17 protein-coding genes are annotated in these 17,368 nt (G+C 68.3%); 5 read left to right on the forward strand and 12 right to left on the reverse strand.

What is annotated here, in order from left to right:
• Genes ACZ50J_RS13975 through ACZ50J_RS13990 form a run of 4 tightly spaced genes read right to left on the reverse strand, consistent with a single transcriptional unit; the run spans position 1 to position 4,677 of the window.
• Positions 1-1,488: a mannitol dehydrogenase family protein gene (locus tag ACZ50J_RS13975; RefSeq protein ID WP_464297759.1), complete on the reverse strand. Its 1,488-nt coding sequence runs from the start codon at positions 1,486-1,488 to the stop codon at positions 1-3.
• Between the two features lie 5 nt (positions 1,489-1,493).
• Positions 1,494-2,360 (reverse strand): carbohydrate ABC transporter permease, encoded by an 867-nt coding sequence (locus ACZ50J_RS13980; RefSeq protein WP_464297760.1) that lies wholly within the window; start codon positions 2,358-2,360, stop codon positions 1,494-1,496.
• Positions 2,360-3,283: a carbohydrate ABC transporter permease gene (locus tag ACZ50J_RS13985; RefSeq protein ID WP_464301353.1), complete on the reverse strand. Its 924-nt coding sequence runs from the start codon at positions 3,281-3,283 to the stop codon at positions 2,360-2,362. Before ACZ50J_RS13985 ends, ACZ50J_RS13980 begins: the two co-directional genes overlap by 1 nt.
• 23 nt (positions 3,284-3,306) lie before the next feature.
• Complete coding sequence (locus ACZ50J_RS13990; protein ID WP_464297761.1) at positions 3,307-4,677, reverse strand: ABC transporter substrate-binding protein; 1,371 nt, start codon at positions 4,675-4,677, stop codon at positions 3,307-3,309.
• 101 nt (positions 4,678-4,778) lie between these two features.
• On the opposite strand from ACZ50J_RS13990, the gene ACZ50J_RS13995 reads away from it, so the two are divergent.
• The 4 genes from ACZ50J_RS13995 to ACZ50J_RS14010 are packed head-to-tail and all read left to right on the forward strand — an operon-like array spanning position 4,779 to position 9,116.
• Complete coding sequence (locus tag ACZ50J_RS13995; protein WP_464297762.1) at positions 4,779-5,759, forward strand: sugar-binding transcriptional regulator; 981 nt, start codon at positions 4,779-4,781, stop codon at positions 5,757-5,759.
• Between the two features lie 17 nt (positions 5,760-5,776).
• Complete coding sequence (lpdA, locus tag ACZ50J_RS14000) at positions 5,777-7,180, forward strand: dihydrolipoyl dehydrogenase (RefSeq protein ID WP_464297763.1); 1,404 nt, start codon at positions 5,777-5,779, stop codon at positions 7,178-7,180.
• A gap of 44 nt (positions 7,181-7,224) precedes the next feature.
• Positions 7,225-8,091, forward strand: coding sequence for a patatin-like phospholipase family protein (locus tag ACZ50J_RS14005; RefSeq protein ID WP_464297764.1), 867 nt, complete (start codon positions 7,225-7,227; stop codon positions 8,089-8,091).
• Complete coding sequence (locus tag ACZ50J_RS14010; RefSeq protein ID WP_464297765.1) at positions 8,088-9,116, forward strand: lysophospholipid acyltransferase family protein; 1,029 nt, start codon at positions 8,088-8,090, stop codon at positions 9,114-9,116. Before ACZ50J_RS14005 ends, ACZ50J_RS14010 begins: the two co-directional genes overlap by 4 nt.
• Here the strand turns inward: ACZ50J_RS14010 and ACZ50J_RS14015 are convergent.
• Positions 9,070-9,837 (reverse strand): TetR/AcrR family transcriptional regulator C-terminal domain-containing protein, encoded by a 768-nt coding sequence (locus tag ACZ50J_RS14015; protein WP_464297766.1) that lies wholly within the window; start codon positions 9,835-9,837, stop codon positions 9,070-9,072. The genes ACZ50J_RS14010 and ACZ50J_RS14015 overlap by 47 nt on opposite strands.
• Before the next feature lie 137 nt (positions 9,838-9,974).
• Between ACZ50J_RS14015 and ACZ50J_RS14020 the strand changes: the two genes are divergently transcribed.
• Entirely contained in the window at positions 9,975-11,444 is a 1,470-nt protein-coding gene (locus tag ACZ50J_RS14020; protein WP_464297767.1) for an MFS transporter, read from the forward strand.
• A gap of 27 nt (positions 11,445-11,471) precedes the next feature.
• Here ACZ50J_RS14020 and ACZ50J_RS14025 read toward each other — a convergent pair whose 3' ends face one another.
• Genes ACZ50J_RS14025 through hisD form a run of 7 tightly spaced genes read right to left on the reverse strand, consistent with a single transcriptional unit; the run spans position 11,472 to position 17,361 of the window.
• On the reverse strand, positions 11,472-12,212 hold the full coding sequence (locus ACZ50J_RS14025) for an SseB family protein (RefSeq protein ID WP_464297768.1): 741 nt from the start codon (positions 12,210-12,212) through the stop codon (positions 11,472-11,474).
• Positions 12,209-12,961 carry a bifunctional 1-(5-phosphoribosyl)-5-((5-phosphoribosylamino)methylideneamino)imidazole-4-carboxamide isomerase/phosphoribosylanthranilate isomerase PriA gene (gene priA / locus ACZ50J_RS14030; RefSeq protein WP_464297769.1) on the reverse strand — a complete coding sequence of 251 codons (753 nt, stop codon included), beginning with the start codon at positions 12,959-12,961 and terminating at the stop codon, positions 12,209-12,211. The genes ACZ50J_RS14025 and priA overlap by 4 nt, the downstream gene beginning before the upstream one ends.
• A gap of 35 nt (positions 12,962-12,996) precedes the next feature.
• A complete protein-coding gene (hisH, locus tag ACZ50J_RS14035) occupies positions 12,997-13,629 on the reverse strand; it encodes an imidazole glycerol phosphate synthase subunit HisH (protein ID WP_464297770.1) in 633 nt (210 codons plus the stop codon).
• The gene (locus ACZ50J_RS14040; RefSeq protein ID WP_464297771.1) at positions 13,626-14,246 is read right to left on the reverse strand and encodes a hypothetical protein; all 621 of its coding nucleotides are present in this window, start codon (positions 14,244-14,246) and stop codon (positions 13,626-13,628) included. The genes hisH and ACZ50J_RS14040 overlap by 4 nt, the downstream gene beginning before the upstream one ends.
• A 5-nt stretch (positions 14,247-14,251) precedes the next feature.
• Positions 14,252-14,857 carry an imidazoleglycerol-phosphate dehydratase HisB gene (gene hisB, locus ACZ50J_RS14045; RefSeq protein ID WP_464297772.1) on the reverse strand — a complete coding sequence of 202 codons (606 nt, stop codon included), beginning with the start codon at positions 14,855-14,857 and terminating at the stop codon, positions 14,252-14,254.
• A 54-nt stretch (positions 14,858-14,911) separates the two neighbouring features.
• Complete coding sequence (locus tag ACZ50J_RS14050; RefSeq protein WP_464297773.1) at positions 14,912-16,021, reverse strand: histidinol-phosphate transaminase; 1,110 nt, start codon at positions 16,019-16,021, stop codon at positions 14,912-14,914.
• Positions 16,018-17,361 carry a histidinol dehydrogenase gene (gene hisD, locus ACZ50J_RS14055; protein ID WP_464297774.1) on the reverse strand — a complete coding sequence of 448 codons (1,344 nt, stop codon included), beginning with the start codon at positions 17,359-17,361 and terminating at the stop codon, positions 16,018-16,020. Before hisD ends, ACZ50J_RS14050 begins: the two co-directional genes overlap by 4 nt.
• Positions 17,362-17,368 lie beyond the last annotated feature (7 nt).

Here is a 17,368-nt window from a genome sequence, read left to right on the forward strand (position 1 = left end):
TCAGTCGCCGAGGCGAGCGATCGTCTCCCGGAGGGTGGCCGCAGCGCCGTTGTCGTGCAACGACTTCAGCGCAGCGAGGTAGGGCGTCGTGAACGAGGTCTGCTCGGCCAGATCACCGAACAGGCTGGGGTCGCGGATGAAGGCGAGCGGGTCCTCGTCCTGCTTCGCGGCGGCCGCCATCACCTGCTCCTTGCGGTGGTCGACGATGTCGATCGGCTCGCCCTGCTCGTCGGCGCCCTCGGCATACCGCGCCCAGGACGCGACGACGAGCGCCGCACGTTCGACCGGCCGACCTGCTGCCAGGTCCTCGCGGATCACCGGCACCAACCACTTCGGGATGCGATCGCTGCTCTCGGCGCACAACCGCGCGAGCGTGTCGCGGATCTCCGGGTTGGCGAACCTCGCGACCAACTCCTGCTCGTATGCCGTCAGGTCCACGCCGGGCACCTCGGGCAGCGTCGGCTCACCCTCGTGCTTCATGTAGCCGAGCAGGAACCGCGCGAACTCCTCGTCCTGCGCGACCTCGTGCGCGTAGCGGTAGCCGGCGAGGTACCCGAGGTAGCACAGCGCCTGGTGACTGGCGTTGAGCAATCGCAGTTTCATCAACTCGTAGGGCATCACGTCCGGGACGACCTGCACCCCGGCATCGTCCAACGGCGGTCGGCCCGTGGGGAATTCGTCCTCGAGCACCCACTGGGTGAACGGCTCGGTGACCACCGGCCAACCGTCCTGTATGCCGAACTCGTCCGCCAGCCGTTCGATGTCCTCCGGCGTCGTCACCGGTGTGATCCGATCGACCATGCAGTTGGGGAAGGACACGTTCTGCGCGATCCACTCCCCCAGGTCGGCGTCCTTCAGCTTCGCGAACGCGGTGATCGTGCCCCGCGCGACGTCACCGTTCCCGGGCAGGTTGTCACACGTCATCACCGTGAATGGTGCGACACCGGCCGCACGGCGGCGGCGCAACGCCTCGACGATGAAGCCGAATGCCGTTGTCGGGACGGCGTTCTCGACCAGATCCGGCTGGATCGACGGATGGTGCGGGTCGAACTCACCCGTCACCTGATCGACCAGGTAGCTGCCCTCGGTGATCGTCAGCGACACGATCCGGATCGCCGGGTCACTCATCACCTCCAGTACCGCGTCGGGCTGCGTCGGTGCGTGCAGCAACTCGCGGATCGACCCGATCACCCGTGGTTCCAAGCGCCCGTCGGGGTGCTTGATGACCAGCGTGTAGAGCCCGTCCTGTGCGTTGAGGGTCTCCACGATCCGGTCGTCCTTGGGCAGCACGCCGACCCCGGTGAAGGCCCAGTCGCGGGCCTCGCCGTCGGACAGCAGCGCGTCGACATACATCGCCTGGTGTGCGCGATGGAAGCCGCCGACGCCCAGATGGACGATGCCGGTGCTGAGTGCCGATCGGTCGTATGACGGCACCACCACTCGCGGGTCGAGCGAATCAACAGTGGCTGCAGACAATTTGGTAGCCATCCGGGTCACCGTACCGCGCCCATGGAGAGGCCCTGGACGAGCTTGTCCTGCGCGGCGAAGCCGGCCGCGAGCACGGGCAGCGAGACGACGAACGACGCCGCGCACACCTGCGCCAGGAACAAACCCTGACTGGTCACGAACCCGGTCAGGAACACCGGCGCCGTCTCCGCCCGGGTGCCGGTCAGCACACGCGCGAAGAGCAATTCGTTCCAGCTGAAGATGAAGCAGATCAACGCCGCCGACGCGATGCCGGGCATGATGACCGGTGCGATGATCTCGCGCAGTGTCCGCAGCAGGCCGGCGCCGTCGACCTGGGCGGCCTCCAGCATCTCCGCCGGGATCTCGGCGAGGAAGGATCGCAACATCCACACCGCGATCGGCAGGTTCATCGAGGTGTAGAGGATGACCAGCAACCAGATGTTGTCCAGGAAGTGGATCTTCTCGGCGAACAGATAGACCGGCAGCAGCGCCGCGACGACCGGCATGAACTTGGTGGACAGGAAGAAGAAGAGCACGTCGCTCCACTTCTTCACCGGCCGGATCGACAGGGCGTATGCCGCGGGCAGTGCCAGACACAGCACCAGGATCGTGCTGATGATGCTGGCGGTGAGAGAGTTGAGGATCGGCGGCCAGGGGTTACTGCCGAAGAACGACTTGTAGCCCTGAACACTGAACGATGACAACACTTTCGGCGGGTTGGTCGCGGCGTCGGTCTCCGAGTGGAACGACGTCCAGATCATCCAGACGACGGGGAAGACGAACAACACGGAGATGATCCACGTCGCCCCGGTCAGCAGCACTCCGGTGCGCTTCTTCTTCCCGCCTGCGACCTGCATCTGCGGCCCGGCCTGGGCCTCCTTGACGGTAGTCATTAGCGAGTCTCCTCCCGGAACAGGCTCAGCACGGTGCGCAGCGCGAAGGTCGCGATGATGATCGTGCCGATGACCACGATGACGCCCGCGGCGGACGCGGTGCCGTAATCGTGTGCGGAATAGAAGGTTTGGTAGATGTAGTACGGCAGGTTCGCCGTGCCGAGACCACCCGAGGTGATGGTGAAGACGGAGTCGAAGTTCTGGACGATGTAGATCGCCCCGAGCAGACCGGACAACTCGATGTACTGCCGCAGGTGCGGCAACGTCATGTTCGTGAAGATCTGCCAGCTCGACGCGCCGTCGATCCGCGCGGCTTCCACCACGTCCATCGGCCGGCTCTGCAGTCCGGCGAGCAGGATGAGCATCATGAAGGGCGTCCACTGCCAGACCAGTGAGACGACGATCGCGATCAATGGATGGTCGCTGATCCAGTCCGGCTGGGGTGCGTTGTCGCCGAGGATCCACTTCAGCACACCGTTGAAGAGGCCGTACTGCGCGTTGTAGAGCGCGTGCTTCCACAACAGCGCGGCCGCGACCGGCACGATGAGGAACGGCGTGATCATCAGGGTGCGTGCGACGCTGCGCCCACGGAACTTGCGATCCAACAGCAGCGCGATCGCCAGGCCCAGGACCAGACTGATCAGCACCACTCCGACGGTCAGGCCGATGGTGACCAGGATCGCCGAGCGTGCGTCGACGTCGGTCAGGACCGCCTTGAAGTTGTCGACGCCGGCGAAACCGCGATCGTTCGGGTAGTAGGCGTTCCAGTGCATGAAGGAGATGACCAGCGTCGCCACGAACGGGATCTGGGTGACGATGATCATGAAGACCAGGGCGGGCAGCAGGGGTGCCCGCCTCGCCCAGGCACCCGACTTGGCGAGGGCCTTGCTCGGCTTCTTCGGTTGCTGCGGCGTCGAGGTCACGGCGCCGCTGTCGACTGCGCTACTCACTTCCCGGCCCTCCTGCGGTAATCGGCCGCCACGTCCTGCGCCCGTTCCTGGCCCTTGTTCAGCGCGCTGTCGACCGACATCTTCCCGGCGATCGCGGAGCTGATGTCCTGACTCACCTCGGTGCCGAGGTTGGTGAACTCGGGTATGTCGACGAACTGGATGCCCGGGACCGGGCGTTGCTGGACGCCGGGGTTGTTCGGGTCCGCCGTCTTGATGGCGTTCAGCGTCGGGGTGGCGAACGACTTGGCGACCTTGAGGTACTGCGGGTCGGCATACAGCGAGGTACGGAAGCCCGACGGCACCTGTGACCACCCGAACGTGTCGGCGGCCTCCTTGGCGTAGCCCTTGCCACTCGCCCAGGAGATGAACTTCCACGCCGCGTCCTTCTTGGAGCTCGCCGACTCGATGGACCAGGCCCAGGAGTAGAGCCACCCGGAGTTCTTGGTCTTGACCACCGGCGCCGGTGCGTAACCGATCTTGCCCTTCACCGGACTGCCGTTGGCCTCCAGCGACCCGGCGGCCGAGGTCGCGTCGTACCACATGGCCACCGAGCCCTGCGTCAGGTCGTTCAGGCACTCGGTGAAGCCGGCCTGCGCGGCGCCCGGCTCACCGTGCTTGCGCACGAGATCGACGTAGAAGTTCGTCGCCTCCTTGAATGCCGGTGCGTTGACCTGCGCCTGCCAGTCCTTGGTGAACCAGGTGCCGCCGAAGGTGTTGACCACCGTCGTCAGCGGCGCGAAGACCTGCCCCCAGCCCGGTTGACCACGCAGGCAGATGCCGCGCATCCCCTTGCGGTTGTCGATCTGGGCGGCGATCTTGGCCACCTGCTGCCAGGTCGGCTTGGCCGGCATCGTGATGCCCTTCTTGGCCAGCACGTCCTTGCGGTACATGAGGAAGGACGACTCGCCGTAGAACGGCTCGGCATACACCTTCCCCTTGACACTCAGCGCCGCTCGCATCGAGGGCAGAATGTCCTGCTGATCGAAGCCCGGGTCCTTGGCGAGATAGGAGTCCATCGGTGCGATCCAGCCGCTCTTGGCGTAGATCGGCACCTCGAAGTTCGAGAGCGTCGCGACGTCGTACTGGCCCGCCTGCGAGGAGAACTCCTGGCTGGCCTTGTCACGCAGGTCGTCCTCGGGAAGCACGGTGTAGTTGACCTTGATGCCGGTCTGCTTCGTGAAGTACTTGTTGGTCAGCTTCTGCAGATCGATCATCTGCGGGTTGTTGACCATCAGCACGTTGATGGTGTTGCTGCCGCCACCACCTCCGCCGCCGCCCCACCCGGCGGCCGCGCCGCAGCCGGTCACCGTGGTCATCGCAACGGCTCCGGCAGCGACGGCGACGATCCGTCTCCTGCGAGCAGTCATGCGTCCTCCTGATTGCTCAAATGAGCGCCTTGGTGCGCAGATGAGTAGTAGTGTGGCACAGCCAACACGCCCGTGGGGTTGTTCCGAAGGACGAGTGAGAAATGACGACGCGACCTGACGGCACGGCGAGTCCGACGCCGCTCCAACGCACCGACGGCGACCGTGACCGCGAACTCCTCGCGGCCGTCGCCCGCCGCTTCTATCTGCAGGACGAGTCGAAGGTCGACATCGGCAAGGACCTGGGGCTGTCCCGCTTCAAGGTCGCGCGTCTCCTCGAGACGGCGCGCGCCAGGGGAATCGTCCGGATCGAGATCCTGGGCGAGCCGAGCGTGGACTACGCACTGTCCCAACAGCTTTCGGAAGGTCTCGGGATCGACGGAGCCCTCGTCGTACGCAGTCACGACGGTCAGTCGGCCGGTGAGACCCGGCGGGACCTGGGCGCGGTGGCAGCGGCCGAGCTGACCCGATTGCTGACCGCGAACGATGTGCTGGGCCTGCCCTGGTCCCGCAGTGTTGCGGCCACCGTCGGCGCGCTGCGCAGCCTGCCGCCCGTGCCGATCGTGCAGTTGTCCGGAGCACTGGCCATCCCCGACCTGCACTCACCGGTCGACCTGGTGCGTTCCGCGGCCAACCTCAGCGGCGGCACGGCACACCACTTCTACGCACCGCTCGTCGCGGCGGATCCGGACAGCGCACGCATGCTGCGGCGACAACCGGGCGTCAGCGAAGCGACATCGCACATTCCGGAGGTCACCTTCGCCGTGGTGGGCATCGGCGGCTGGGCCGCCGGCGAGTCCACCCTGTTCGACCTGGCGACCGGCCCCGAGCGCACGGCCATGCGCAAGGCCGGCGCGATCGGCGAGATCAGCGGGGTCTTCATCGATGCGGCCGGCAACTGCGTCGAGGGCGGCCTGGCCGATCGCATCATCACGCTGTCGGACGAGCAGCTGATCGGCATACCGACCGTCATCGGCCTGGTCACCGGTGTCGGCCGCGCACCGGTCGTGCGCGCCGCCATCGCGGGCCGGAAGATCAACCGGCTCGTGGTGGACGCACCGCTTGCGTTGGAGCTGCTGCGGTAGGGCTATCGTTACGAAGCGTGGCACAACACTTTGACGTCGTCGTCCTCGGTGCAGGCCCCGGTGGGTATGTCGCAGCGATCCGCGCGAGCCAACTCGGCCTCAAGACCGCCATCATCGAAAAGCAGTACTGGGGCGGTGTTTGCCTCAACGTCGGCTGCATCCCGTCCAAGGCGCTGCTGCGCAACGCGGAGATCGCGCACATCCTGACCAAGGAGGCCAAGACCTTCGGCATCTCCGGCGATGTCTCGATGGACTTCGGCACGGCCTGGAAGCGCAGCCGCGGCGTCGCGGACGCCAGCGCCAAGGGCGTGCACTACCTGATGAAGAAGAACTCGATCACCGAGATCGAGGGCACCGGCACGTTCACCGACGCACACACCATCCAGGTCGAGCTGACCGCGGGCGGCAGCGACACCGTGACGGCCGACAACGTCATCATCGGCACCGGCGCCCAGACCCGGCTGATCCCGGGCACGCAGCTGTCCGAGCGCGTCGTCACCTACGAGGAGCAGATCCTCACCGAGAACCTCCCGAAGTCGATCATCATCGCCGGCTCCGGTGCGATCGGCGTCGAGTTCGCCTACGTGCTCTCCAACTACGGCGTGGACGTGACGATCGTCGAATTCCTCGACCGGATGGTGCCGACCGAGGACGCCGACGTGTCCAAGGAACTGCTGCGGCACTACAAGAAGCTCGGCGTGAAGGTCATGCTGTCGACCAAGGTCGAGAAGATCGAGGACTCCGGCTCGGGTCCGGTCACGGTGACCGTCTCCCCCGCCGCCGGCGGCGACTCGACGGTGCTCGAGGCCGACAAGGTGCTGCAGGCCATCGGTTTCGCGCCTCGCGTCGAGGGCTACGGTCTGGACGCCACCGGTGTGCAGCTGACCGACCGCGGGGCCATCGCCGTCGACGAGCGCGGACGCACCAATGTCGACGGCGTCTACGCGATCGGTGACGTCACCGGCAAGCTCATGCTGGCGCACACGGCCGAGGCGATGGGAGTCGTCGCCGCCGAGACCATCGCCGGAGCCGAGACCGTCGAGATCGACTTCGACATGATCCCGCGGGCGACCTTCTGCCAGCCGCAGATCGCCTCCTTCGGCTACTCCGAGCAGCAGGCCAAGGACAAGGGGTATGACGTGAAGACCGCGTCGTTCCCGTTCTCCGCCAACGGCAAGGCCCGCGGTATGGCGGAGACCGCCGGCTTCGTGAAGATCGTCGCCGATGCCGCGCACAACGAGTTGCTGGGCGCCCACCTCATCGGCCCCGAGGTCACCGAGCTGCTGCCCGCGCTGACGCTGGCGCAGAAGTGGGACCTGACCGCCGACGAGGTCGCGCGCAACGTCTTCGCTCACCCGACGCTCTCCGAGGCGATGAAGGAAGCCGTCGAGGGCATCGTCGGCCACATGATCAACCTCTGATCGCTGCACCGCACGGCATCAGCCCCGAGAACTCCACCAGCCCGATGAGCACCGACGCACCCCGCAGGACCGCGTTCGTGCTCGGCGGCGGCGGGGTTCTCGGGGCTTCGCACATCGGTGCGCTGCGGGCGCTGGTCCGCCGCGACATCCGGCCGGATCTGGTGCTGGGCACCAGCATCGGGGCGATCAACGGTTCGTTCGTCGCGGCCGACCCGACGTCCGACGGTGTCGAGCGGCTCGTCGAGCTGTGGGGGTCACTCGGCAACGAGCGGCTCCTGCTCGGCACACCGGAGGACCGCGACGGCGGCCGACAGCGGCGGCGCGCGCCGTTCCGCCGGCTGCGGACGCACCTCTACTCCCCCGGTCCGATGCTGCGCATCCTGCGTCGTGAGCTTCCGGTGGGCACCTTCGAGGAACTGCCCGTGCCATTCCAGTGCGTTGCCGCGAGCGTCGAACGCGCTGTCTCCCAATGGTTCTCGACCGGACCACTGCCGGAGGCGATCGCCGCGTCGTGTGCGGTCCCCGGGCTGTTCCCGCCGATGCAGATCGGCGACGAGCATTATTTCGACGGCGGCCTGGTCCACTCGATCCCGGTCGGTCGCGCGGTCACACTCGGCGCGACCGAGATCTACGTGCTGCAGGTCGGTCGGGTCGAGCAGCCACTCAGGCCGCCGCGGTGGCCCTGGCAGGTCGGCCAGGTGACCTTCGAGATCGCCCGCCGGCACCGCTACCTCGAGGAGCTCGCGTCCGCGCCGGACGACGTCACCGTGCACGTGCTGCCCACCGGCGCCGACGACGCACCCGCCGTCTCACTGCTGCACATGAACCGGGCGTTCGTGGAGGCGCGCATCGACCGTTCGTATGACGCCGCCTCCCGCTACCTCGACAGCGCCAACCGGGGCGGCGTGTGAGCATCCCGGTGCCACCGCGGATCGTCCGCCGCACGATCTGTCATCCCATCCAGGTGGTGCTGGCTATCGCGACGCTCCTCGCTCTCGCGGCATGCACCGGCGTCGCCCTCATCCTCCAATCACTCGGGAAGAGAAGGCGTTTCGTACGCGTGCTGATCATGCTCGCGGCGGCTGTCGCAGCCGACCTGTCCGTGGTCGTCGGCGCCTGGCGACTCTGGCTGGTGCATCGCATCGGCCGCCGACCGGCCGACCGCTGGCAGGCGGATCACGTCGACCTCGTCGGGCGCGTCCTGCACCGCGTCGAGCAGACCGCGGAGCGGGTCGCGGGCCTCCGGCTGAACGTCACGGTCGACCCCGCGCTCGTCGACGAACCGGCTCCGCTGCTCGTGCTGGCACGGCATGCCGGCGTCGGCGACTCGCCGTTGATCGCCTACCTGCTCACCTACCGGCTGGGGCGGGTGCCGCGCGTACTGCTCAAGCGCTTCCTGTTGTGGGACGCGGCGATCGATCTGGTGCTCGGTCGGCTCGGCGCACATTTCCTGCCACCGCGCAGGGTCGGCGCGGACGAGCGGGATCGCGGTCTGCGGGACTTCGTCGCCGCCACCGAGCCCGGCGACGCGCTGTTGCTCTTCCCGGAGGGGCGCAACTGGACCCCGCCACGCTGGCGGGCGCAGGTGGCGAAAGCTACTGGGGATGAAGCGGATTGGATGCGGGCGCATCCTGCTGTCCTGCCGCCGCGTTCCGGTGGCGCAGCACGGCTGCTCGCCATACGCCCTGGCCTGCGGTGTGTGCTGGCGGCACAGCGCGGCCTGGAGGGTCTGCATTCGGTGCGCTCCATCTGGTCCAGCGTGCCGCTCCGTCAGCCGGTCGAGGTGACGCTCTCACTGATCCAGCCCCCGTCACCGTCCGCGCTCCAGCCGTGGCTGCTCGACCAGTGGGCGCAGGTCGACGAGTGGACGCGTGAACGTTGGACGCAGGTCACGACCGCTTCGGGGGACGCGACCGCCGCGCCTTCGTCGAGCTAGGGTTGCGCGCCTCGACGCCCGCGATCATCAGGTCGACGCCGTACATGAAGCGCTCGTCCCCGTCGCCGGATATCATCGGCGGCAGGTTGGCGGTCAGCGTCGGATAGCGGTCCTTCGGCAGTGCTTCGAAGAACTGGCGCACCTGGTCCAGCCACTCGCGGCCGGCGGCCTTGGCGGCGCCGGCATCCGCCGCGTTGAACCGCTGCTGCAGCAGGTAGCCCTCGAACGCATCCGCTCCCAGATAGAGAGCCAGCCGGTCCATCAGCCAGGCCGCGTCGTGCGGGGCGACCCCCTGACCGATCATCGCGGTGAGCAACACCTCGACGACGTTCAACGCCTGCGGCCCGGTCGGGATGTCGGCGAAGCTGAGCTTGGCCAGATCCCGATGCCGGCCCAGTAGCTCGTAGGTCCCGATCGCCCACTGTCGGACGACGTCCTGCCATGCCTGGTCGGGGTTCGGGACCTCCAACTCCTGCATCACCAATTCGTATGCCGCAGCGAGCAATTCGTCCTTGCCTGCGACATACGCGTAGAGGCTGGCGGGTCCGGTGCCCAGCTCGGTCGCGATGCGCCGCATGCTGACCGCGTCGACGCCCTCGGCGTCGATGATCTCCACCGCCTTCGCGACGATCGCGTCGCGGCTGAGCGCGGGACGATCGCGGCGTGCGGCCGCCTTGCGGGGCGCGCGCCAGGGTGCGGGTGGGAGGCCGTCCGTCGTCATACGAACACTGTACTTGACACGAACACTGTTCGCGCGTAGAACAGTGTTCGTCGCATCACGAACACTGTTCGTCCACCGCGGAACCGCCGCCGCCACCACATCGTCCGCACCATCCGTTCTCCGAAAGGACGTGCCTCATGACTGTCCAAGCTGCTCCCCCGAAGACCCCGGACCAGCGGCCACCCACCTATCGATGGCGCTGGATCGCGCTGCTGGTCGTGCTGTGCGCCGAGGTGATGGACCTGCTCGACTCGCTGGTCACCAGCATCGCCGGGCCGACCATCACCCACGACCTGGGCGGCGGGGCCACCACGATCCAGTGGCTCTCCGCCGGCTACACCCTCGCCATGGCCGCCGGCCTGCTCATCGGTGGCCGGCTCGGTGACATGTTCGGCCGCAAGCGCATGTTCCTCGTCGGGATGGCCGGTTTCACCCTCTTCTCACTGTTGTGCGCGGCCGCGCAGGACCCGACGATGCTGATCACCAGTCGCGTGCTGCAGGGATTGCTCGGGGCGACACTGCTGCCGCAGGGTCTGGGCATCATCAACGAGATGTTCCCGCCCGAGGAACGCGCGAAGGCATTCGGCGCCTTCGGACCGATCATGGGACTCGGTGCGGTCGGCGGTCCGATCCTCGCCGGCTGGCTGATCGACGCAGACCTGGTCGGGCTGGGCTGGCGCGCGATCTTCGCGATCAACATCCCGATCGGCATCCTCGGGATCGTGGGAGCCGTCCGCTACCTGCCGCGAAATCGTCCTGACCGCGGCCTGGGTCTCGACGTCCCCGGCGTCATACTCGCCGGTGCCGGGATGTTCCTGCTGGTTTACCCACTGGTGCAGGGACGCGAACACGGTTGGCCACTCTGGTGTTTCGCCATGATCGTGCTGGCCGTCATCGCGTTCGTCGCCTTCGGAATCGTCGAGCGCCGCCGGGACCGGTCCGGTCGTTCCACCCTCGTGGTGCCCAGCCTGTTCACCAAGCGCGCCTTCACCGGCGGGCTGATCACCGGACTGGCCTTCTTCAGTGCCCTGATGGGTTCGTCGCTGGTCCTGACGCTCTACCTGCAACTGGGCCTGGACTACACGCCCTTGCAGGCGGGACTGAGCGCGATTCCGCAAGCGCTGGCGATGATGGTCGGCTTCGGCGTCGCCCAACCGCTCGCCGCGAAGCTGGGCCGGACCTTGATGCACGTCGGGTATGTCGTGGTGATCGCCGGACTGATCACGATGATCGCCACGATCGGCTGGTCCGGCGCGTCCATCGACGCGCTGCGCCTGGCCCCGGCGCTGGTCCTCATCGGCCTCGGCATGGGTATGGCGATGACGCCCTTCTTCGACATCGTCCTGAGCGGCGTCGACGACCACGAGTCCGGATCCGCATCCGGCTCGATGACCGCGGTCCAGCAGATCGGTGGCGCGCTCGGCGTGGCGGTGCTGGGCACCATCTTCTTCGGCGACACCGACGGTCGGGCACACTCGCGCACTGATCTCTTCGGGCACGCCACGCAGGTGACCACGTGGGCCGCGATCGGCGCAGTGGTGCTCGCGTTCGGGCTCACCTTCCTGCTGCCTAAGCGCGCCCGGGCCGACCTGCCCACGACGCACTGAGTCGCCGCTCCGGGCGGCCCGCCGCGGTCAGGACCCCGCGGACACGATCGAGAAGGCCAGCCCGTCGATGCGAGCCCTGGTCTCGCCGTCGGTGGCGATGCGCTCACCGACCCGGCGGGCCAGGGCCTGCAGTTCCTGCTGGGTGAGGCCCGGCTGCACGACGAGCACGACGCGGAGCTCACCGGGCGCCTCGCCCGCTTCGCAACGCACATCCGCGACATCCGTCTCGCTGCGGACTGCCTGCGAAATCGCTTGGTGCACATGATCATCCAGGTGTGCCGGCTGCCACGACTGCCGCTGGGCCAGTGCCCAGACCATGCTCGGCCGCAGCACCAACGAGCGGGTGGCGACATCGAGCACCATCACGTCGCACTGCTCCGAGATCGCCGCCTGTGCGGCCAGGTCGGCGCGCACCGGAGAGGGCCGTGCCTCCGGGTCCCAGGCGGCGAGCGCAGCGAGATCGGTGAAGACGGGCAGGGCCCGCTCGCCGCTCGGCGACTCCAGCGTCACCACCGCCATATCGGTACTCTTCTCGACCGGCAGATCGCCGGACTCGTCGACCTCGGCGAGGGCGGCCACGATAGGCACCAGCAACCGGGACTCGGACAAGGCTGCCATCAGCGCGGCCTCGTCCGTCGGTGTCCGCAAAGCTGCGGCGAGAGCCTCGGGAACCGAGCCGTCGTCGTCATCGAAGCCGGTTCCGGCGAGGGACCGACCCGAGAAGGTCTGCCCGGCCGAGTCGGCGTGTGGGAGGTGGCCGTCACTCATGCGGCGCCCTCCGGGCGGCCCGCGAGGTCGAGTGCGTCCGTCAGCTCGAAAGCCCCCTTGTAGAGCGCGGATCCGACGATCGCGCCCTCGACACCGACCGGCACGAGCTCGCGCAGGGCACGGATGTCGTCCAGAGTGGAGACACCGCCCGAGGCAACCACGGGTCGGTCCGTGCGTCGGCACACGTCCTGCAGCAACGCGAGGTTCGGGCCTTGCAGCATGCCGTCCTTGGCGACGTCCGTCACGACATACCGCGCACATCCCTCACGGTCGAGCCGGTCGAGCGTCTCCCAGAGGTCGCCGCCCTCCTGCGTCCAACCACGAGCGGCGAGCGTGGTGCCGCGGACATCGAGGCCCACGGCGATGCGGTCCCCGTGCTCGGCGATCGCGTGCGCGGTCCACTCCGGGTCTTCCAGCGCGGCGGTGCCGAGGTTGACTCGGCGGCACCCCGTGGCCAGGGCGGCGGTCAGCGATGCTTCGTCACGTATGCCGCCCGAGAGCTCGACCTTCAGATCGAGCCGTCCGACGATGCCGCGCAGCAGATCCGCATTGCTGCCGCGCCCGAACGCGGCATCCAGATCGACGAGGTGCAACCATTCGGCGCCCGCGTCCTGCCACGCGAGCGCTGCCGCCAAGGGATCACCGAATTCGCCGCCGGTGCCCGCGACACCCTGCACGAGTTGCACCGCCTGTCCACCGGCCACGTCCACAGCCGGCAGCAACTCCAGGCGCGGAGATTGGTCAACCATCGAAAACTCCTCGTAATGCGTACTTCTCGGGCGGGTCAGATGCTCTGCAACCAGTTGCGCACCAGGTGCGCGCCGGCGTCACCGGACTTCTCCGGGTGGAACTGCGTGCCGGCCAGGACGCCGTCCTCGACGGCTGCGACGAAGGAACCACCGTGCTCGGCCGTGGTCACCTGCGGCGCACCGCCGACCCGGCTCGAAAGAAGCTGTCGGGCGGCATACGAGTGGACGAAGTAGAAGCGCTGGTCGCCCACGCCGTCGAGCAACACCGACCCGGGGGCCGGGGTGACGTGCGACCATCCCATGTGCGGCACGACCGGAGCGTCGAGGCGTTCGACGACGCCCGCGAAGTGACCCAGACCGGGCGGCGGGGGCTGAACGGAGGTCGGTTCGGTCGATCCGTCGAAGAGCACCTGGAATCCGACACACACACCGAGGACCGGGCGTTCCAGTCGCAGCCGTTCGGCGATGATCTCCGCCCCGCCGGCCGCGCGAAGTCCGGTCATGCACGCGTGGAATGCCCCGACCCCGGGCACGTAGAGTCCGTCCGCACGCAGCGCCGCCTGCCGGTCGGCGGTCAACGAGACTTCCGCGCCGACCCGCTCGAGCATCCGCACGACGGAGCGCACGTTGCCGCTCCCGTAGTCGAGCACCACGATCTGTCGGGTCACAGCTGCTCCAACTCGGTTCGGATCTCTTTGTCTTCCTTGGTGACTCGCGCGAAGCGTTCGACGGCTTTCGTCGTCGGCTCCACGAGTACGGCGCCCTCGGCGTCCTTCACCTGACCGCCCAGCAACCGTTCGCCGGGCAACGCCAGGGCGCCCATCAGATCCGCGAGCACGTCGTCGAGCAGCGCGGCCCGGTCGGTCAGGATGTCCCGCAGCGCACGCACCGACTCGGGGACGACTCCGGCAGCCATCGCCATGTCCCCCGGTCGCGCGGCCGGCAGTCCGGGCAGCCCGGACACACCGTCGCCACGCTCCCAGACCAGCCAGCGCGTCATCGCCCGCCAACCGCGCGGATGCACCACGACCACGGCGCGCTCGTCCAGCCGGAAGAACCCGATCGCCGCGCGCATCCGACTCGGGACGCGGCGCGCGAGCAGGAGGCGGACCGCGTCGTCATACGGCTTCCCGGCCTGCGACGGGCCGCCGGGCACGACTGCGGTCCAGCCGGCGAGCGGCACGACGTATGACGGCACGACCCCCTGTCGCAACCAAGCCGTTGCGCTCTTGACGTCCCCGTGCAGCAGCAGCACGCCGGAACGTCGTGCGGAGCCACGAGGCATGCGGTTTACAGCGCTCCCTTGGCGCTCGGGATGCCGTCGACGCGCGGATCCCGCGCGATCGCGGCACGCAGCGCCCGAGCGACGGCCTTGAACTGTGCCTCCACGATGTGGTGCGGGTCTCGGCCGGCGAGCACCCGCACGTGCAGTGCGATCGCCGCATGGTGACCGAAGCTCTCCAGCACGTGCTGGGTGAGCGACCCGGTGTAGGTGCCACCGATGATCGCGTAGACCTGGCCCTCGGGCTCACCGGTGTGGACGACGTAGGGGCGGCCGGCGACATCGACGACCGCGTGGACCAGCGCTTCGTCCAATGGCACTGTGGCGTCACCGAATCGGGAGATCCCGCTCTTGTCGCCGAGCGCCTCGCGCACGGCCTGGCCGAGCACGATCGCGGTGTCCTCCACGGTGTGGTGCGCGTCGACGTCGAGGTCGCCCGTCGCCTTCACCCGCAGGTCGATCAGGCTGTGTTTGGCGAAGCTCTCGAGCATGTGGTCGTAGAAGCGCACCCCGGTCGACACCTCGCTCGCGCCGGTGCCGTCCAGGTCGACCGACAGGTCGATCCGGCTCTCCTTGGTCGCCCGCTCGATGTGCGCGGTGCGGTTGTCAGTCATCGACTTCTCCTCGAATCTTCCAGAGTCTCGATACGCTCGCTCGTCCCTCGCGAGCTACTCGACCCGCGTGTTCGTCACTGCGTTCAATGCTCGCAGCACGGCGTGATTCTCCTCCGGGGTGCCCGCGGTGATGCGCAGGTGATGCGGAATGCCGACATCACGCACCAGCACACCGTGGTCCAGCAGTGCCTGCCAGGTGGCGGCCGCGTCCTCGAAACCGCCGACCAGCACGAAGTTGGCGTCGCTCGGCACCGGGTGCAACCCGAGTTCGGCGCAGCCGGCGACGAGTTCGTCGCGGGTGGTCTTGATGCGGTCGACCATGGCCAGCATCGTCTCGGTGTGCTCCAGTGCCGCGCACGCGACCGCCTGCGTCACCGAGGACAAGTGGTAGGGCAACCGCACCAACCGCAGCAGATCGGTGAATTCCGGTGTCGCCGCAAGGTATCCGAGACGGGCCCCGGCGAACGCGAATGCCTTCGACATCGTCCGGCTCACCACCAGGCGGTCGCGCCCGGGCAGCAGCGACACCGCGCTCGGTGTGCCGGGTCGGGAGAACTCGGTATAGGCCTCGTCGACGACGACGATCGCCCGGTCCGTGGCGTCATACACCCGCTGGACGGTGTCGAGCTCGAGCGCGGTCCCGGTCGGGTTGTTAGGGGAACACAGGAAGATCAGCTCGGGGTCGTGGCGCCGGGTCTGCTCCACGGCCAGGTCGCCGTCGATGTCGAAGGACGTCGGGTCGGCGTCACGCAGGCCGTCGACCCACGCCGTGCCGTTGCGCCCGCTGATCAGTGGGTGCATCGAGTAGGAAGGGGTGAAACCGAGCGCGGTGCGGCCGGCCCCGCCGAACGCCTGCACGATGTGCTGCAGCACTTCGTTCGAGCCGTTGGCCGCCCAGATCTGCTCCGCAGTCACCTGTTCACCGGTGGTGCGTTGCAGGTATGACGCCAAAAGCTCTCGCAACCGGACGAATTCGCGATCCGGGTAGCGGTTGAGCGAAGCGGCGACCGCCGTCACGTCGCGCGTGATCTGGTCGACGACCTCCTGCGGGACGCCGTATGACGACTCGTTGGTGTTGACCGCGACCGGCACGTCGAGCTGTGGAGCGCCATACGGGGTCTGGCCTTGCAGCTCGGGGCGGACCAGCTCCTGCAGCGACGTCATTTCGCTTCGAATCGTGCGGTGACGGCGGCACCGTGCGCCGGCAGGTCCTCGGCGGTCGACAGGGTCACCACCGTGTCGGCGATGTCCGCGAGCGCTTCACGGGAGTAGTCGATGACGTGGATCCCGCGCAGGAACGACTGCACCGACAGGCCGCCGCTGTGACAGGCGCAGCCACCCGTCGGCAGCACGTGGTTGGACCCGGCCGCGTAGTCGCCGAGGCTGACCGGGGCGTAGTCACCGACGAAGATGGCGCCGGCGTTGCGGATCCGGGCGGCCACACCCGCTGCGTCGCGGGTCTGGATCTCCAGGTGCTCGGCGGCGTACGCATCGACCACGCGCACACCCTCGTCGACACCGTCGACCAGGACGATGCCCGACTGGGGCCCGGCGAGGGCAGTGCGGACGCGCTCGACGTGCTTGGTGTTCGCGACCCGTTCCGCCAGCGCCTGCTCGACCGCCGTGGCCAGCTCCTCGCTGTCGGTGACCAGCACCGAAGCGGCGAGTTCGTCGTGCTCGGCCTGGCTGATCAGGTCTGCTGCGACGAGCTGCGCGTCGGCGGTCTCGTCCGCGAGGATCGCGATCTCGGTGGGGCCGGCCTCGGCGTCGATGCCGATGATGCCCAGCAGCAGTCGTTTCGCGGCGGCGACATAGACGTTTCCGGGGCCGGTGACGAGGTTGACCGGCTCGCAGACGGTCTCCCCCGCGCCGTCGAGCACGCCGTAGGCGAACATCGCGACCGCTTGCGCGCCGCCGACGGCGTAGACCTCGTCGACACCTAGCAGTGCGCACGCCGCCAGGATCGTCGGATCGGGGTAACCGACGAAGACCCCGGTGTTGGAGCGCTGCGGCGGGCTGGCGACGGCGAGCGATCCGACACCCGCGATCTGCGCCGGCACGACGTTCATGATCACGCTGCTGGGGTAGACGGCCTGCCCACCGGGCACGTAGAGGCCGACCCGTTCCACCGGCACGTGTCGTTCGGTGACCGTCCCCCCGGGGACCACCTCGGTCACGCTCTCGGTACGCCGCTGCGCCCCGTGCACGATGCGCGCGCGCCGGATCGACTCGTTCAGGGCGTCCCGCAGGGCCGGGTCGAGCTGGTCGAGCGCCGCGGTGATGACGTCGCCCGGCACGCGCAGCGACGCAGGCCGCACGCCGTCGAACTTCTCGTCCAGATCCAGCACGGCCTCGACGCCGCCGCTATGCACCTGCTCGCAGATGGGGCGCACGATGTCGAGTGCGGCTTCCACGTCGAGTTCGGCTCGGGGCAGCGTGTTGCGCAGGGTGCGGGCATCCAGATCGCGCAGCGCCGCACCACGCAGGTCAAGGCGGTTGATCACGGGCGTG

The sequence above is a fragment of the Flexivirga sp. G2 genome (assembly GCF_055397625.1).

Coding starts and splice junctions, on each gene's coding strand:
- ACZ50J_RS13975 (WP_464297759.1), bottom strand. CDS start 1,488: ATGGCTACCAAATTGTCTGCAGCCACTGTTGATTCGCTCGACCCGCGA.
- ACZ50J_RS13980 (WP_464297760.1), bottom strand. CDS start 2,360: ATGACTACCGTCAAGGAGGCCCAGGCCGGGCCGCAGATGCAGGTCGCA.
- ACZ50J_RS13990 (WP_464297761.1), bottom strand. CDS start 4,677: ATGACTGCTCGCAGGAGACGGATCGTCGCCGTCGCTGCCGGAGCCGTT.
- ACZ50J_RS13995 (WP_464297762.1), top strand. CDS start 4,779: ATGACGACGCGACCTGACGGCACGGCGAGTCCGACGCCGCTCCAACGC.
- ACZ50J_RS14005 (WP_464297764.1), top strand. CDS start 7,225: ATGAGCACCGACGCACCCCGCAGGACCGCGTTCGTGCTCGGCGGCGGC.
- ACZ50J_RS14015 (WP_464297766.1), bottom strand. CDS start 9,837: ATGACGACGGACGGCCTCCCACCCGCACCCTGGCGCGCGCCCCGCAAG.
- ACZ50J_RS14020 (WP_464297767.1), top strand. CDS start 9,975: ATGACTGTCCAAGCTGCTCCCCCGAAGACCCCGGACCAGCGGCCACCC.
- ACZ50J_RS14025 (WP_464297768.1), bottom strand. CDS start 12,212: ATGAGTGACGGCCACCTCCCACACGCCGACTCGGCCGGGCAGACCTTC.
- priA (WP_464297769.1), bottom strand. CDS start 12,961: ATGGTTGACCAATCTCCGCGCCTGGAGTTGCTGCCGGCTGTGGACGTG.
- ACZ50J_RS14040 (WP_464297771.1), bottom strand. CDS start 14,246: ATGCCTCGTGGCTCCGCACGACGTTCCGGCGTGCTGCTGCTGCACGGG.
- hisB (WP_464297772.1), bottom strand. CDS start 14,857: ATGACTGACAACCGCACCGCGCACATCGAGCGGGCGACCAAGGAGAGC.
- ACZ50J_RS14050 (WP_464297773.1), bottom strand. CDS start 16,021: ATGACGTCGCTGCAGGAGCTGGTCCGCCCCGAGCTGCAAGGCCAGACC.